The organism is Bacteroidales bacterium MB20-C3-3 (genome assembly GCA_035609245.1).
Taxonomy (GTDB): Bacteria; Bacteroidota; Bacteroidia; order Bacteroidales; family UBA932; genus Bact-08.
Genome location: CP141202.1, coordinates 1,074,225 through 1,092,325, shown reverse-complemented (window position 1 = coordinate 1,092,325; position 18,101 = coordinate 1,074,225). Strand labels below are relative to the sequence as shown.

General features: G+C 43.3%; 7 protein-coding genes and 5 rRNA genes. 10 read left to right on the top strand and 2 right to left on the bottom strand.

Features of this window, described 5'->3' with window-relative positions:
* Positions 1 to 91: 91 nt before the first annotated feature.
* Positions 92 to 1,759: a C69 family dipeptidase gene (locus tag U5907_04945; GenBank protein ID WRQ33992.1), complete on the bottom strand. Its 1,668-nt coding sequence runs from the start codon at positions 1,757 to 1,759 to the stop codon at positions 92 to 94.
* 207 nt (positions 1,760 to 1,966) lie between these two features.
* Here U5907_04945 and U5907_04940 point away from each other — a divergent pair.
* The 10 genes from U5907_04940 (at position 1,967) to rrf (U5907_04895) (ending at position 16,980) form a co-directional block, all read left to right on the top strand.
* Positions 1,967 to 4,841, top strand: a 23S ribosomal RNA gene (locus U5907_04940).
* A 98-nt stretch (positions 4,842 to 4,939) separates the two neighbouring features.
* A 5S ribosomal RNA gene (gene rrf, locus U5907_04935) occupies positions 4,940 to 5,052 on the top strand.
* Between the two features lie 79 nt (positions 5,053 to 5,131).
* On the top strand, positions 5,132 to 5,842 hold the full coding sequence (locus U5907_04930; protein ID WRQ33991.1) for a hypothetical protein: 711 nt from the start codon (positions 5,132 to 5,134) through the stop codon (positions 5,840 to 5,842).
* Positions 5,839 to 8,583, top strand: a complete 2,745-nt coding sequence (locus U5907_04925; protein WRQ33990.1) for a TonB-dependent receptor — start codon at positions 5,839 to 5,841, stop codon at positions 8,581 to 8,583. Before U5907_04930 ends, U5907_04925 begins: the two co-directional genes overlap by 4 nt.
* A gap of 6 nt (positions 8,584 to 8,589) precedes the next feature.
* On the top strand, positions 8,590 to 9,750 hold the full coding sequence (locus U5907_04920) for a DUF4249 domain-containing protein (GenBank protein WRQ33989.1): 1,161 nt from the start codon (positions 8,590 to 8,592) through the stop codon (positions 9,748 to 9,750).
* Positions 9,751 to 9,757: 7 nt separating this feature from the next.
* Positions 9,758 to 11,461 carry a hypothetical protein gene (locus U5907_04915; GenBank protein WRQ33988.1) on the top strand — a complete coding sequence of 568 codons (1,704 nt, stop codon included), beginning with the start codon at positions 9,758 to 9,760 and terminating at the stop codon, positions 11,459 to 11,461.
* Positions 11,462 to 11,523: 62 nt separating this feature from the next.
* Positions 11,524 to 11,850, top strand: coding sequence for a hypothetical protein (locus U5907_04910; protein WRQ33987.1), 327 nt, complete (start codon positions 11,524 to 11,526; stop codon positions 11,848 to 11,850).
* 274 nt (positions 11,851 to 12,124) lie between these two features.
* Positions 12,125 to 13,648, top strand: a 16S ribosomal RNA gene (locus U5907_04905).
* 246 nt (positions 13,649 to 13,894) lie between these two features.
* Positions 13,895 to 16,769 (top strand): 23S ribosomal RNA (locus U5907_04900).
* A gap of 98 nt (positions 16,770 to 16,867) precedes the next feature.
* Positions 16,868 to 16,980: ribosomal RNA gene (rrf, locus tag U5907_04895) — 5S ribosomal RNA — on the top strand.
* The 16S, 23S and 5S rRNA genes sit together here, the layout of an rRNA operon.
* Before the next feature lie 146 nt (positions 16,981 to 17,126).
* On the opposite strand, the gene U5907_04890 is transcribed toward rrf (U5907_04895), so the two are convergent.
* Positions 17,127 to 18,089 (bottom strand): ROK family protein, encoded by a 963-nt coding sequence (locus tag U5907_04890; protein ID WRQ33986.1) that lies wholly within the window; start codon positions 18,087 to 18,089, stop codon positions 17,127 to 17,129.
* Positions 18,090 to 18,101: the final 12 nt, after the last annotated feature.

The following is an 18,101-nucleotide window of genomic DNA, read 5'->3' as shown; positions in this document are numbered from 1 at the left end:
ACTAGTACAAATATAATTTTATTATTTAAATAGTAAAACGGTTTACTAATTTAAAAATAAAAAACTCCTCTTTTTCAAGAGGAGAATTGGGTTAAGGTTCTCTTAATCTTAGTCCGGCGCTCTCCTTAACAGCTTTTTTCCAGATATCTGTATATCCCGGAAAATCGGGTGCGGGAGGTATTTTGTCAGAGTGGCCATTATTTTTAAATGAACCGTCCGGATTTTGTTTCTTTGTATTACCATCCATATATTTAACCAGAAGATATTCATCCAGTTTTTTCCACTTATTAAAGAGTTCGTTTGCTGAGTTTACGGAAAATTCAGTCGTAAGGGGAGCAATTCTCTCCGGACTCTTTTTTAAAAATTCTGACGCTTTTTGATCTGTCTCAGCTACTCTCTTCATCATCTCTTTTTCATGAGTATCTATTATTGATCTAACTTCTGTTCCTATATGGTTGTATCTGAGATAGGCAAACTGAGCAATTCTGTTTGTTATCCAGAACATAGAGGTAGGGGAGTACTCCAGCATTGAGCCATTTCCAAGTCTGTAGTTATCCGAAATAGAAGTAGATGAGGTGTATACAGGGGTTAGAGGAGATGTGGCGGCATCGTCAACTGCAAACCAGAATATGCCTCCTATCTGATCAGGTATATTGGGTCTCGCCTCTCCCACAAACCAAAAGCCGGTCTGCTGTGTTGCGATAGCTCTTTCATTTATATATTTCTCTCCGTCAACCTCGAATCCCATTGGTCTCCATCTGTAAGGCAGGGCATTTCCACCTGCACCTATATCTTTTGTCATATCCATAGCTGTACCCTCGTAGTGATCTCTCATCATATCGGCTACATCCTTGACACCCAATTTTCTCTTAGCTTTAACATAAAGAGGCATTCTGTTTTTAAGATTATGTCCAAGTGCGTAGTCCAGATATTTACTCATATCCTCCTCTGCATATCTGTTAAAGAAGCTCCATACCCTTGCGTCACATCCCCTGACTGTTGCTCCATCTGCAGGACCATATGTATCGGCAAAACTGAACTCTTCATCGCCTCCTTTGTACAACCCCTGCTCTCTGGCGTGAGTTATTACATCCGGTGCATACAGGCAATTTTCCGGGTCGTTTTTTGGAAATGTTGTTATCCTTGCCTGGTTTGCATGACCTGAAATATATCCGTCAGGTATTCGAATAGCAACCCAGACAGCTCCTTTGTTAATGTTTTTCCCGTCAACCACTTTTGGAGCCTTCCCTATTATCTCAAGAAACCAAACCTCACTCTTATCTGCGATGGATATTGATTCTCCTGAAGATGCATAACCATATTCATTAGCAAGAGTTGTTATCACATTTATTGCCTCCCTTGCAGTTTTAGCTCTTTGCAGAGCAATATACATAAGTGATCCGTAGTCAACTATACCCTGAGGATCATATTGAGACTCCAGACCGCCCCAGGTTGATTCACCTATAACAACCTGATGCTCGTTCATATTACCAATTACATTATATGTTTTTTCTGCCTGAGGAATTTTGCCAAGATACCTCTCCTTTCCCCACTCATATATATCAAGCGTGGAGTTTTTCTGGTATCTGCTTGCAGGATAGTGTACAAGTACACCATATCTGGTGTGAGAATCAGCAGAGTAGCTTACCATGTTGCTTCCGTTAACAGATGCCCCGGATGTTATTAAAAGATTTGTACAGGCAAGGCCGGAATAGGCGCTAAGAGTTATAAAAGCTAATAATGCAACGATTTTCTTCATATTTTCATAAAATTTGGGCTAAGATAATAAGAAATTCAATTCAAATTTTTTTGGAGAATTGAAAAAAGTCCCTACCTTTGCAGCCCGTTTGAGAAAAAACGGATAGTTCATTGACATTTTGAGAGAGATAATAGAGGTAAAGAAAAGAATTAAATATAAATTTAGTCTGTTAATTTTAGGATTAAGGGACTACAATTTCGAGCGTTTTAAGAAGTTACTTAAGGGCGAACGGAGGATGCCTTGGCTTCTATGGGCGAAGAAGGACGTGGTAAGCTGCGAAAAGCTGCGGGGATTTGCAAACTAGATTTGATCCGCGGATATCCGAATGGGGCAACCCGGCTGGCTGAAGGCCAGTCACGCAGAGATGCGTGCCAACGCAGGGAACTGAAACATCTTAGTACCTGCAGGAAAAGAAAGAAAAATCGATTCTCTGAGTAGTGGCGAGCGAAAGGGGAATAGCCTAAACCGGTTTTGTTGAGGCAAAACCGGGGTTGTAGGACCGCGACATTTGGTATAGATACGAAGTGGAACCATATGGGAATATGGGCCGTAGAGGGTGACAGCCCCTTACACGTATTTATCTGTACTGATAGCGGTATCCTGAGTAGGGCGGGACACGAGGAATCCTGTCTGAATCTACGGGGACCATCCCGTAAGGCTAAATACCAATAGAAGACCGATAGTGTACCAGTACTGTGAAGGAAAGGTGAAAAGTACCCCGAACAGGGGGGTGAAATAGAACCTGAAACCGTTCGCTTACAAGCGGTCGGAGTCCCGTAAGGGATGACGGCGTGCCTTTTGCATAATGAGCCTACGAGTTGTTTCTCACTAGCGAGGTTAAGTACTTCAGGTACGGAGCCGAAGCGAAAGCGAGTCTTAAAAGGGCGACTAGTTAGTGGGAACAGACGCGAAACCTTGTGATCTACCCTTGACCAGGTTGAAGGAGCCGTAACAGGCTGTGGAGGACCGAACCAGTTTCCGTTGAAAAGGATTTGGATGAGTTGAGGGTAGGGGTGAAAGGCTAATCAAACTGGGAGATAGCTCGTACTCCCCGAAATGTCTTTTGGGACAGCCTCAAGTAATAGCTTAACGGAGGTAGAGCTACTGATTGGATGCGAGGGCTTCATCGCCTATCAATTCCAGACAAACTCCGAATGCCGTTAAGTGTTTCTTGGGAGTGAGTCATCGGGTGCTAATGTCCGGTGGCGAGAGGGAAAAAGCCCTGACCAACAGCTAAGGCCCCCAAACGTGTGTTAAGTTGAAAGAACGATGTGTGGTTGCAGCGACAGCTAGGATGTTAGCTTGGAAGCAGCTATTCATTTAAAGAGTGCGTAACAGCTCACTAGTCGAGCGACCGTGCGTGGATAATAATCGGGCATCAAACACACTGCCGAAGCTATGGACTTTAGGAATAGAGTGGTAGGGGAGCATTCCATTCAGCGACGAAGGTGAACTGTGAGGTTTGCTGGAGCGTATGGAAAAGAAGATGTAGGCATAAGTAACGATAATGCAGGCGAGAAACCTGCACACCGAAAACCCAAGGTTTCCTGATCAACGTTAATCGGATCAGGGTTAGTCGGGTCCTAAGGAGTATCCGAAAGGAGAATTCGATGGACAAATGGTTAATATTCCATTACCTGTATATTGAGAGCGGGAGAGACGGAGTAGTGACACACACGCCAACTGACGGAATAGTTGGTTAAAGGCCGTAGGTATAGGAACTGGTTAAGAGCTGGTTTTTGCTGATGGTTTACAGTACACTGAGTCTTCGGATGAAGTGATAGTTGTGGTAAACAGACTTCCAAGAAAATCTTCCAATCGTTAATTGATATACAGCCCGTACCGTAAACCGACACAGGTGGGTGAGGAGAGAATCCTAAGGTGCTCGAGTGAATCATGGCTAAGGAACTCGGCAAATTAACCCCGTAACTTCGGGAGAAGGGGACCCTAGCGATAGGGCGCAGAGAAATGATCCAGGCGACTGTTTAACAAAAACACAGGGCTTTGCTAAATCGAAAGATGAAGAATAAGGCCTGACACCTGCCCGGTGCTGGAAGGTTAAGAGGGGATGTTAGCGCAAGCGAAGCATTGAATCGAAGCCCCAGTAAACGGCGGCCGTAACTATAACGGTCCTAAGGTAGCGAAATTCCTTGTCGGGTAAGTTCCGACCTGCACGAATGGTGTAACGATCTGGATACTGTCTCAGCCATGAGCTCGGTGAAATTGTAGTAGCGGTGAAGATGCCGCTTACCCGCAACGGGACGGAAAGACCCCGTGAACCTTTACTGCAACTTAGCGCTGATTTTGGGTAACAAATGTGTAGGATAGGTGGGAGACTGCGAAGCGGGTACGCTAGTATTCGTGGAGTCACTGTTGAAATACCACCCTTTTGTTACTTGGAATCTAACTTCGCGAGAAAGACACCGCTTGGTGGGTAGTTTGACTGGGGTGGTCGCCTCCAAAAGAGTAACGGAGGCTTCCCAAGGTGCACTCCGCACGAATGGTAACCGTGCATAGAGTATATTGGCAAAAGTGCGCTTGACTGTGAGACCGACAAGTCGAACAGGTACGAAAGTAGGGCAAAGTGATCCGGTGGTTCCGCATGGGTGGGCCATCGCTCAAAGGATAAAAGGTACTCCGGGGATAACAGGCTGATCGCTCCCAAGAGCTCAAATCGACGGAGCGGTTTGGCACCTCGATGTCGGCTCGTCACATCCTGGGGCTGGAGCAGGTCCCAAGGGTTCGGCTGTTCGCCGATTAAAGTGGCACGCGAGCTGGGTTCAGAACGTCGTGAGACAGTTCGGTCCCTATCTGTTGTGGGCGTAGGAAGTTTGAGGGGGTCTGACCTTAGTACGAGAGGACCGGGTTGGACGCACCGCTAGTTTACCGGTTGTGGCGCCAGCTGCACCGCCGGGTAGCTATGTGCGGTTTAGATAAGCGCTGAAAGCATCTAAGCGCGAAGCTAGCCCCAAGATGAGACTTCCCTTGAGGGTCGTGGAAGACTACCACGTCGATAGGCTGCAGGTGTAAAGGCAGTAATGTCAAAGCCGAGCAGTACTAATAACCCGATAGGCTTCTTATAAATGCGCGTGCGATACTTTGGTATTGCATATGACAGGACAGAGTCTTTATTGACTAAATCTCTCTCTTAATTATATACGCTGAAGAGCGCAACCTTATTAAGGTGGCTATAGCGGCGGGGTTCCACCTCTTCCCATTCCGAACAGAGAAGTTAAGCCCGCTTGCGCCGATGGTACTGCTATACCAAGTGGGAGAGTAGGTAGCCGCCATCTTTTACAAAGAGTCTGATGATTTAATAACCATCAGACTCTTTTTTTTTTATACATTTGTGTTACTTAACCAATAAAACTTATGAAAAATCTCTCTTTGGGATTATTATCTCTAATAATCTCATCGCTATCTCTGAATGCACAATCGACAGAATATTTTAAATCTTTTATGGAAGAGGCGGATATTAACTCTGTAATATACAGAGGTAATGCCCCTTTTAGTTATCACTTCAAACATGAAGGCTCATATTATCTTATAAATGAAAAATTTCACACAGGGAGTATAATATTTAACGGGAAAAAATACACAGATGTTGAGATCAATCTTAATTGCCATATAGATGAACTTATAATAAAAATACCTGAATCAATATCAACAGTCATAGTAAATAAAGAATTTGTAAATTCATTTAACATAGCAGGTAAGAATTTTATTTATTACAATAGTTTTAATTCTCTTTCACCTGAATCCGGTTATTATCAGCTTCAATATTCCGGGAGAGATACTCTTCTAAAGAAAGTTAAGAAAATTTATGTTGAGGAGATACCTCAATCGGCTACATCAGGAACTCTCAGAAGAATATTCAAACATGAAGAAAATTTTCATATTTATACCGGTGGTAAGTGGAATAAAGCTGCCAACAGACGCGATTTGATTAAAATCTATCCACAGATTAAAAAGGAGATTAAACGATTTATCAGAGAGTCAAAACTAAATTTTACAAACGACAAGGATAACTCAATTCTTGAGGTTGTGAAGTTTGCAGAAATTAACAACCTAAGAAAGCGATGAGAAATAAATTATTGTTTATACTTTTCTGTAGTACTTTTTCTTTATTTGCTTATGCACAGCAAAATGTATTCGTTCTTAGTATGGCCGGTCCGGATTCCGTGATTTCTGTAGCCAGACGAGAGGCGGGGTTAAAAGTCTATTTCCCCAAATCTGCATATTCTGACTCATTAAAAATATCGCTTAGTTCATCAAGGAAAGATTTCTTAAGGAATTTATCCTCCGAGTTAAGAAGACAAGGATATTCAGCAACAATCAGAGGCGAGCATATCTTTGTATTGAAAGAGGATGTATTGCAGATGAGTTTGCCTGTAGCCTTCTTTAATGAAGGGGAAGATACTCTCTCTGATAATTCAGTTTCATCACTCTTTCCCGGAACTGAAAGCATAGCAATGTCCCAAAACAAGATTTATAAAGTTGGAGATCCTTCAAGAATTTCAAAAGGTGGAAGAGCTGTTATTAGCGGATACATTAAAGACCTTGACAGTGGGGAGCCTTTGATAGGAATTTCTGTCGCATCAGATAATAAAACATTTGCAGTTACTGATTCATATGGTTTTTACAGAATATCTCTTCAGCCAGGTTCAAGAATGTTGAAATTTAAAGGTTACGGCTATGAAGATTCTGACCTTATGGTAGAACTATACGGAGATGGGGGATTAGATGTCCTTCTGAAAGAGAGAGTTTACTCTCTTAAAGGGGTGGTTCTTTCAGCAGAAAACACCCACAATCTAAGAAGTACCCAAATGGGTTTGGAAAAGGTTAGGATTGACAGGATTAAACATGTTCCGGCCGCTTTTGGCGAGGCCGATGTATTAAAAATTGTACTAACTCTTCCCGGAGTAAAATCGGTAGGCGAAGCCTCAGGAGGATTTAATGTAAGAGGTGGCGCAACAGATCAGAATCTGATTCTGTTTAATGATGGGACTATTTTTAATCCGACTCACCTTTTTGGTCTTTTTTCAGCATTTAATGCAGATATCGTTAATGACATCGAGCTTTATAAAAGTACAATACCTGCAAGATTTGGAGGAAGGATCTCCTCTGTCCTTGAAATCAACAGCCGAGAGGGCAATAGTAAAAAGATTACAGGCTCAGCCGGAATAGGGCTTTTGACAGGGAAATTTCATATAGAGGGCCCGGTTATCAAGGATAAATTAAATTTCATAGTAGGTGTTAGAACAACTTATTCAGATTGGATTCTTGGCCTTCTTCCGGAGAACACTGAATATAAAAACGGATCAGCAACATTTCAGGATTTTACAGCCGGCCTAAGTTATAAAGTTGACAATAAGAATACACTCTATTTAAATGGATACTATTCAAGAGATGGATTTAAATTCAGTAATGACACAACTTTTGCTTACCAAAACGCAAATGCTTCCCTGAAATGGCGGAGCATTATAAACGAGAGCCATAATTTGGTTATTTCTGCCGGCTATGACCTCTATAATTATAAAACAAGTGACTTTGGCAATCCTGTAAATGCCTATACAATGGACTTTAATATAAAGCAAGGATTTGTCAGAGCTAATTTTAACTGGCTTATTAATGAAAAGCACTCTCTTAATTATGGCCTTAATACCATATTTTATCATCTGAGTCCCGGATCATTGGTGCCGGAGGGAGCGGAATCAATTGTTGTCCCCAGAAAACTTCCACTTGAGAAGGGTGTTGAATCTGCCCTCTATGTTGGAGATACCTGGAGTATTACAGATAAACTCTCTCTTGAACTTGGACTGAGATATTCTCTTTACTCTGCTCTGGGAGAGAAAACCTACTTTAACTATTATCCGGGAGAACCCAGGAGCGAGTCGACTATTGTTGACAGCACCATTGTCCCCTCAGGTAAAATGGTTAAACCCTATTTGGGACCGGAATTCAGAGTCTCTGCCAGATATGCGTTTAATAATGACTTCTCTTTGAAAGCAGGTTTTAACAGTATGAGACAAAATATTCATATGCTCTCTAATACAACTGCAATATCTCCTACTGATATATGGAAACTAAGCGATGCAAATATATCTCCTCAAACCGGCTGGCAAGCAGCAGCTGGTTTTTACGGTAATATTTTCGGAAGGAGGATTGAGCTGTCTGTGGAGGGTTATTACAAAGAGATGGATAACTATCTTGATTATAAGAGCGGGGCGGTAATAACAATGAATAAATATATTGAAAGGGATGTGGTTAAAACAGTGGGAAGAGCATACGGTGCCGAGATAATGCTTAAAAAACCACTGGGTAAACTTAACGGATGGATGGCATATACATATTCAAGAACAATGCTTAAACAGGTGCCGGAGTCCGGGGAGATGCTTATTAATAAAGGCAATTGGTATTCCGCATCATATGACAAACCTCACGAGATTAAACTTGTTGCAAATTACAAATTCACACAAAGATTTAGTGTCTCTCTCAATGTAGATTACTCATCAGGTAGGCCCGTTACAATACCGTTGAGTAAATATAATTACGGAAATGGTTACAGGCTGTTTTATTCAGACAGAAATGCATACAGAATTCCTGATTACTTCCGGATGGATTTCTCAATTAATATCGAGCCTAGTCATAATCTGACACTTTTAACCCACAGTACTATTACATTAGGAGTATACAATCTTACCGGACGAAAAAATGCATATTCCATCTATTACGATACACACAGCGGTAGCAAGATTAAAGGGTATAAGCTCTCGATCTTTGGTGCACCTATTCCTTATATTACTTATAATATTAAATTCTGAGCAGACATGAAGTTCACAAAATCAACATTTATATTTTTTCTTCTTTTATGTCTGCCCTTAAGTTGTGTTATACCCTTTGAACCGGTAGGGTACGAGGGATCAGACAATATACTGGTAATTGAGGGCGATATCAATTCAAAAGGGGTAACAGAGGTTTATTTAAGCAGGACCCAGAGATTAAAAGATCTGAACAAGACCACTTATATCAAGGGAGCAGCAGTATGGATAGAGAGCGAAAAAGGAGTTAAGTTCTTTGCCCAGCAGAGTATTAATGGTTCTGTTATTGTATACAGAACTCAGAATCTGGTTCTTGATAAAAGTCAGAAGTATAAACTCTGTGTCTCTCTCCAGGGAGGCAATCTTTATGAATCAGAACTCTTATCTGTATTAACCTCTCCTCCAATAAAAGATATTGGTTTTAAAAGAGACACCGTTAAACAGAGTGTCACTTTTCATGTTAGTACAGAAGATCCTTCAAACAGAACAAAATATTACAGATGGACATATACTGAAGACTGGGAATTTTCCGCACACAATTTTGCATCATACACCTATAATCCTAAAACAGGACAAATAGATGAACTGCCATACGAAGACAATATCTTCTTCTGCTGGAATAAGGGAGTCTCAAAATCAATCCTGATAGCAAGTACAAGCCATCTCTCCCAAGACAAGGTTCATGAAATGCCTTTGGTATCTATGGGCAAAAGCGACGACAGAATATCAATACTCTACTCAATTGAAGTTTCTCAGAGAGCTATTACCAGAGAAGCTTATCTATATTGGGAAAATATCAGAAAAAACTCAGATAAGGTTGGAGGCATTTTTTCTCCTCAGCCAAGTGAAATATATGGGAATATAAGATGTGTCAGTGATCCGTCTGAAGTCGTTCTTGGGTTTATAAGTGCTGTTGAAATATCAACTATGAGGTTCTTTGCATCGGATGCAGAGATGGATATATACTCCAGTTACCATGATTGTGAATTGATCGTGCCGGAAAAGGAGGATCCCCCAAGAACATGGCTGGCATTGTATCAGGATGGATATCTTGTGATCTCAAATAACCCTATGGACAGAGAGAGTATTTGGTCCAGGGATGCTTGTGTGGATTGCCGATTAAGAGGAACAAAAAACAAACCATCATTCTGGCCAAACGACCATAAATAGCAAATCAATGAAGAGAATAATTTTTACAATACTTTTATTTTGTCTTATTTCCTCCCGATTATTGGGGCAGATTGTCGTTGAAAGAGTTTTCCTCTCTACGGATAAGGAGAATTATGTGGCAGGAGAGAACATTTGGTTATCAGGGTTCAGTTTTAAAATTGAAAACGGCAAAAGGAGAGTCTCAGATATAAGTTCTTTAATGTATATAGAGATATATGCAGAGAAGAGACCGGTGCTAAACGCAAAAATGGCTTTAAAGAGTGGGAGAGGCTCTGCTTATATCCAATTACCTTTAACTCTTCCAACCGGAGTATATAAAATTGTAGCCTATACATCATATATGCGAAATGAAAAACCTCTTCCGTTATTCGAAAAGAGGGTATCTATATACAACACATTGACAGCCGAGAGGTTATCAGGAGTGAAAATTGTAAGAGACAGTGGTGATGTAAAGGTTATTGCGAAGAGCAATAACATAACAAACAACAAATCATTTGAAGTCATGGTGCCGTTAAATGGTTTACTTAAGCCAAACAGCTCATATGAACTTTCTTTGTCAAATCTCATACATAACAGCATTTCCGCAAGCGTATCAGTTTATAAGGATGATAAGCTTCCAGACTATGATAATATTTACATCAACACTTTTTTAAATGGTAAAATCGGATCCTACTCCGGAATTTTTGCGGGCGGATTCATCCCTGAATACGAAGGTGAAATTGTTAAGGGCAGAATAGTCCCTGCAAATGGTACAAAATACGAAGATCTTACCGGAATGAATGTATTTCTCTCAATCCCGGGTGGGGATGGTGAAATTTATACTGCAGTCTCTGACAAGAAGGGTGAAGTCTCATTTTTTACAGATAATATTTACGGAAAAAGAGAGTGCGTTCTTGAGGTGGTTCCCAAAGATACAGCATCAAAGTTTACTGTTGAATTGCAAGACCCCTTTATCCATCCTGAAGTAATTCCGGCAGAACAGCTGATATTACATTCATCAATGGCGCCAGCGCTTGAAGAGAGAAGTTTTGGCATGCAGGTGAATAAAAGATTTGGAACAGATAGCCTGATTGATTTTACCATCCCCCGGCACAACCCATTTCTTGGAGGTAAAAAAAAGGTATACCTTTTGGACGACTATACCAGATTCCCTGTTATGGAGGAGGTGATTATTGAATATGTTGCTGAGTTAAGATACCGGAGAAGTGATAAAAAAGCGCAGATACACATAAGATGGGATGACTCGTTTAATTCGGTATCTTACTCAAGAGATAACACGCTTGTGCTTATAGACGGGATTCCCGTATTTGAACAGTCAAAAGTGCTGGACTATGATCCCTTAAAGGTTAAAAGTTTGTCAATCTATGGTGACAGGTACTATATAGGTAATCTAAGCTATACCGGAATCGCCAATTTTAAAACATACTCAGGAAAGTATCCCGGTCTCTCATTTGACAAGAATGTCAGGATCGTTGATTTTGACGGCACACAACCATTCTCAAAATTATCGGGACAAGAGATTGAAAAAGGCAAATATCCAGATTTTAGAAACACCATATACTGGGATCCAATTTTGACAATTCCTGCACTTGGAGAGAGAAGGGTTAACCTTTTAACTCCATCTGTAGAGGGTAGGTATAAGATAGTTATTCAGGGGGTGAGCGAATTAGGAGAGCCTTTCGTTTATGTAAAAGAATTCTCGGTAGAGTAACTATTGTCATAAGTTGGCAAAATAATGTGCTTCCTTTGTTTCGTTCAAATTGAAGAAACGATATGGAACACCTTAATTATTCAGGCTTAGATTGCACCTCCGGTAAGATTCTGGAGGCCTGTGAAAATGGGAACATTGCTGTTCTCTCAAGTATTTCAGATGGAAACCCAATCCTAAACGAAATTGAGAAGCAAGGAATCTCTCCTCTAATTGTTGCTTGTCGTCATGGACAGATAGGTATTGTCAGGCATATCCTGCAACACGACTATTATGTAATTGATCCACAGATTTTAGCGCAAGCTGCATCTGTCGCAAGGGAGTCAGGTTATGAACAGATTAGAAGTTTGCTCACTTTGTATTATATCAAATACTACAGATATTCAGCGTGATAAGATTTTTTTGTGGTTTTTTGGAGAATATTTTTCAATAAAATTTGTTTCTTTAAAAATGTTGCCTACCTTTGCACTCCCCAAACGGAAGACCGGTTAACAAGGGGCAGGGACGAGAGCGATTAGTCCCGTTTTTTATCGGTAAGTTCATTGACATTTTGGAAGACAAGTACAATTTAAAGTAGTACGATAAATAGAGTAGAGCGTTAATTCTTTTATAGAATAAATGATAAATCAACAGTAGCAGGGAAAGCTTAACATTTAAAAAATTTTTACAATGAAGAGTTTGATCCTGGCTCAGGATGAACGCTAGCGGCAGGCTTAACACATGCAAGTCGAGGGGCAGCACGGGTAGCAATACTTGGTGGCGACCGGCGCAAGGGTGCGTAACGCGTGAGCAACATGCCCGTATCAGGGGGATAATCCATGGAAACGTGGTCTAATACCCCATAGTAAATTTTTGGGGCATCTCAAAGATTTTAAAGCTTTGGTGGATACGGATTGGCTCGCGTGACATTAGCTAGATGGTAAGGTAACGGCTTACCATGGCTACGATGTCTAGGGGTTCTGAGAGGAAGGTCCCCCACACTGGAACTGAGACACGGTCCAGACTCCTACGGGAGGCAGCAGTGAGGAATATTGGACAATGGATGGAAATCTGATCCAGCCATGCCGCGTGCAGGAAGACGGCCCTATGGGTTGTAAACTGCTTTTGTATGGGAGCAATAAGATCTACGTGTAGATTGATGAGAGTACCATACGAATAAGCACCGGCTAACTCCGTGCCAGCAGCCGCGGTAATACGGAGGGTGCAAGCGTTATCCGGATTTATTGGGTTTAAAGGGTGCGTAGGCGGTTTGATAAGTCAGCGGTGAAATATTTCAGCTTAACTGGAAGGGTGCCGTTGATACTGTCGAGCTTGAATTTAGTTGCTGTGGGTGGAATGTGTGGTGTAGCGGTGAAATGCATAGATATCACACAGAATATCGATTGCGAAGGCAGCTCACAAAGCTAATATTGACGCTGATGCACGAAAGTGTGGGGATCAAACAGGATTAGATACCCTGGTAGTCCACACTGTAAACGATGATAACTCGCTGTCGGCGATACACAGTCGGTGGCCAAGCGAAAGCGATAAGTTATCCACCTGGGGAGTACGACCGCAAGGTTGAAACTCAAAGGAATTGACGGGGGCCCGCACAAGCGGAGGAACATGTGGTTTAATTCGATGATACGCGAGGAACCTTACCCGGGCTCGAACGGTGCATGAATAGATCAGAGATGGTTTAGTCCTTCGGGACATGTATCGAGGTGCTGCATGGTTGTCGTCAGCTCGTGCCGTGAGGTGTCGGCTTAAGTGCCATAACGAGCGCAACCCTTGTCGTTAGTTGCCATCAGGTAATGCTGGGAACTCTAGCGAGACTGCCACCGTAAGGTGCGAGGAAGGGGGGGATGACGTCAAATCAGCACGGCCCTTACGTCCGGGGCGACACACGTGTTACAATGGCAGGTACAGAGGGCAGCTACCCAGCGATGGGGTGCGAATCTCGAAAGCCTGTCTCAGTTCGGATCGGAGTCTGCAACTCGACTCCGTGAAGTTGGATTCGCTAGTAATCGCGCATCAGCCATGGCGCGGTGAATACGTTCCCGGGCCTTGTACACACCGCCCGTCAAGCCATGGAAGCTGGGGGTGCCTGAAGTTCGTTACCGCAAGGAGCGACCTAGGGCAAAACTGGTAACTGGGGCTAAGTCGTAACAAGGTAGCCGTACCGGAAGGTGTGGCTGGAACACCTCCTTTTTGGAGCATAACTGTTACGTTGATTTTCTCTGCTCTATTTTGTCTTCCATTATTATATAGGCTGTTTACTATGATTTTGCTACGGCGGGATGGATAGTCTAAGGGTTCAAGTCCCTTAACAGTTCAGCAACGGAAGTTGTTAAAGTTCATTGACATTTTGAGAGAGATAATAGAGGTAAAGAAAAGAATTAAATATAAATTTAGTCTGTTAATTTTAGGATTAAGGGACTACAATTTCGAGCGTTTTAAGAAGTTACTTAAGGGCGAACGGAGGATGCCTTGGCTTCTATGGGCGAAGAAGGACGTGGTAAGCTGCGAAAAGCTGCGGGGATTTGCAAACTAGATTTGATCCGCGGATATCCGAATGGGGCAACCCGGCTGGCTGAAGGCCAGTCACGCAGAGATGCGTGCCAACGCAGGGAACTGAAACATCTTAGTACCTGCAGGAAAAGAAAGAAAAATCGATTCTCTGAGTAGTGGCGAGCGAAAGGGGAATAGCCTAAACCGGTTTTGTTGAGGCAAAACCGGGGTTGTAGGACCGCGACATTTGGTATAGATACGAAGTGGAACCATATGGGAATATGGGCCGTAGAGGGTGACAGCCCCTTACACGTATTTATCTGTACTGATAGCGGTATCCTGAGTAGGGCGGGACACGAGGAATCCTGTCTGAATCTACGGGGACCATCCCGTAAGGCTAAATACCAATAGAAGACCGATAGTGTACCAGTACTGTGAAGGAAAGGTGAAAAGTACCCCGAACAGGGGGGTGAAATAGAACCTGAAACCGTTCGCTTACAAGCGGTCGGAGTCCCGTAAGGGATGACGGCGTGCCTTTTGCATAATGAGCCTACGAGTTGTTTCTCACTAGCGAGGTTAAGTACTTCAGGTACGGAGCCGAAGCGAAAGCGAGTCTTAAAAGGGCGACTAGTTAGTGGGAACAGACGCGAAACCTTGTGATCTACCCTTGACCAGGTTGAAGGAGCCGTAACAGGCTGTGGAGGACCGAACCAGTTTCCGTTGAAAAGGATTTGGATGAGTTGAGGGTAGGGGTGAAAGGCTAATCAAACTGGGAGATAGCTCGTACTCCCCGAAATGTCTTTTGGGACAGCCTCAAGTAATAGCTTAACGGAGGTAGAGCTACTGATTGGATGCGAGGGCTTCATCGCCTATCAATTCCAGACAAACTCCGAATGCCGTTAAGTGTTTCTTGGGAGTGAGTCATCGGGTGCTAATGTCCGGTGGCGAGAGGGAAAAAGCCCTGACCAACAGCTAAGGCCCCCAAACGTGTGTTAAGTTGAAAGAACGATGTGTGGTTGCAGCGACAGCTAGGATGTTAGCTTGGAAGCAGCTATTCATTTAAAGAGTGCGTAACAGCTCACTAGTCGAGCGACCGTGCGTGGATAATAATCGGGCATCAAACACACTGCCGAAGCTATGGACTTTAGGAATAGAGTGGTAGGGGAGCATTCCATTCAGCGACGAAGGTGAACTGTGAGGTTTGCTGGAGCGTATGGAAAAGAAGATGTAGGCATAAGTAACGATAATGCAGGCGAGAAACCTGCACACCGAAAACCCAAGGTTTCCTGATCAACGTTAATCGGATCAGGGTTAGTCGGGTCCTAAGGAGTATCCGAAAGGAGAATTCGATGGACAAATGGTTAATATTCCATTACCTGTATATTGAGAGCGGGAGAGACGGAGTAGTGACACACACGCCAACTGACGGAATAGTTGGTTAAAGGCCGTAGGTATAGGAACTGGTTAAGAGCTGGTTTTTGCTGATGGTTTACAGTACACTGAGTCTTCGGATGAAGTGATAGTTGTGGTAAACAGACTTCCAAGAAAATCTTCCAATCGTTAATTGATATACAGCCCGTACCGTAAACCGACACAGGTGGGTGAGGAGAGAATCCTAAGGTGCTCGAGTGAATCATGGCTAAGGAACTCGGCAAATTAACCCCGTAACTTCGGGAGAAGGGGACCCTAGCGATAGGGCGCAGAGAAATGATCCAGGCGACTGTTTAACAAAAACACAGGGCTTTGCTAAATCGAAAGATGAAGAATAAGGCCTGACACCTGCCCGGTGCTGGAAGGTTAAGAGGGGATGTTAGCGCAAGCGAAGCATTGAATCGAAGCCCCAGTAAACGGCGGCCGTAACTATAACGGTCCTAAGGTAGCGAAATTCCTTGTCGGGTAAGTTCCGACCTGCACGAATGGTGTAACGATCTGGATACTGTCTCAGCCATGAGCTCGGTGAAATTGTAGTAGCGGTGAAGATGCCGCTTACCCGCAACGGGACGGAAAGACCCCGTGAACCTTTACTGCAACTTAGCGCTGATTTTGGGTAACAAATGTGTAGGATAGGTGGGAGACTGCGAAGCGGGTACGCTAGTATTCGTGGAGTCACTGTTGAAATACCACCCTTTTGTTACTTGGAATCTAACTTCGCGAGAAAGACACCGCTTGGTGGGTAGTTTGACTGGGGTGGTCGCCTCCAAAAGAGTAACGGAGGCTTCCCAAGGTGCACTCCGCACGAATGGTAACCGTGCATAGAGTATATTGGCAAAAGTGCGCTTGACTGTGAGACCGACAAGTCGAACAGGTACGAAAGTAGGGCAAAGTGATCCGGTGGTTCCGCATGGGTGGGCCATCGCTCAAAGGATAAAAGGTACTCCGGGGATAACAGGCTGATCGCTCCCAAGAGCTCAAATCGACGGAGCGGTTTGGCACCTCGATGTCGGCTCGTCACATCCTGGGGCTGGAGCAGGTCCCAAGGGTTCGGCTGTTCGCCGATTAAAGTGGCACGCGAGCTGGGTTCAGAACGTCGTGAGACAGTTCGGTCCCTATCTGTTGTGGGCGTAGGAAGTTTGAGGGGGTCTGACCTTAGTACGAGAGGACCGGGTTGGACGCACCGCTAGTTTACCGGTTGTGGCGCCAGCTGCACCGCCGGGTAGCTATGTGCGGTTTAGATAAGCGCTGAAAGCATCTAAGCGCGAAGCTAGCCCCAAGATGAGACTTCCCTTGAGGGTCGTGGAAGACTACCACGTCGATAGGCTGCAGGTGTAAAGGCAGTAATGTCAAAGCCGAGCAGTACTAATAACCCGATAGGCTTCTTATAAATGCGCGTGCGATACTTTGGTATTGCATATGACAGGACAGAGTCTTTATTGACTAAATCTCTCTCTTAATTATATACGCTGAAGAGCGCAACCTTATTAAGGTGGCTATAGCGGCGGGGTTCCACCTCTTCCCATTCCGAACAGAGAAGTTAAGCCCGCTTGCGCCGATGGTACTGCTATACCAAGTGGGAGAGTAGGTAGCCGCCATCTTTTACAAGAGTCTGATGATTTAATTATCATCAGACTCTTTTTTTTTGTCCCTTATATTCGCCAAAGCGAACGAAGTGAGCGAGGAGAAAAAAATCCTCAGCTGCAAGAAGCAACTGAGGAGAAGAAATTTAATATGGATGAACAATTTATTTGATTTCCCAGCCAAGTGCGCTTGCGCCCAGAATAGCTGCGTCTGACTCTTTCAACTGTGAAAATAAAACATCGATTTTATTTTTCCATAGATGAAGCAGGTTTGCGTTCATGTGTTCAACAATAGGCTTTAGTATCATATCACCTGCCCTGGAAAGGCCACCAAACAGAATTATTGCCTGTGGAGCGGAGAAGGCAACAAATTCGGCAAAAGACTCGCCCAGTTTTTTTCCGGTAAATTCAAATATCCTGATAGCCATTTTGTCTCCCTGTGAGGCAGCTTCGTAAACATCTTTACTTGTGATGTTATCTGATATACCTCTGAGAATGCTTGGTTCATCGCTTGATTCAAGCCACTCTTTGGCTGTTCTTGCAACACCTATTGCGGATGCGTATGTTTCAAGACATCCGGTCCTTCCGCAATTACAAAGTCTGCCATTGTATCTTACTGCAGTTGTGTGACCTAATTCTCCTGCAAATCCATCATGTCCGTATACAACATCTCCATTTATGACTATGCCGCTACCCACTCCTGTACCAAGGGTAATCATTATGAAATTTTTCATTCCTCTGGCTGCTCCGTAAGTCATCTCTCCAACAGCTGCAGCATTTGCATCATTCGTCAAAGCAACAGGGATTTCAAGTTTATCTCGCATAAGTTTCGCAAATGGAATAGCTACTCCTCCTCCCCATACCAAATTGACTGCATTTTCAATGGTCCCTGTATAATAATTACCATTGGGAGCACCAATTCCAATTCCTCTCACTTTTGAAAGTCCACCCGTTTTTTCAGCCAGCTTCTCCAATGCATGGCACAAATCTTCAATAAAAAGATTCACATCTTTGTGAGTATCTGTTCTTATCGATGTTTGTGCGAGTACTGTACCCCTTGCGTCAACTATCCCTAATTTACTGGTTTGACCACCAATATCAATTCCTGCTACATAAGGTTTTTCCATATTCGTTTTATA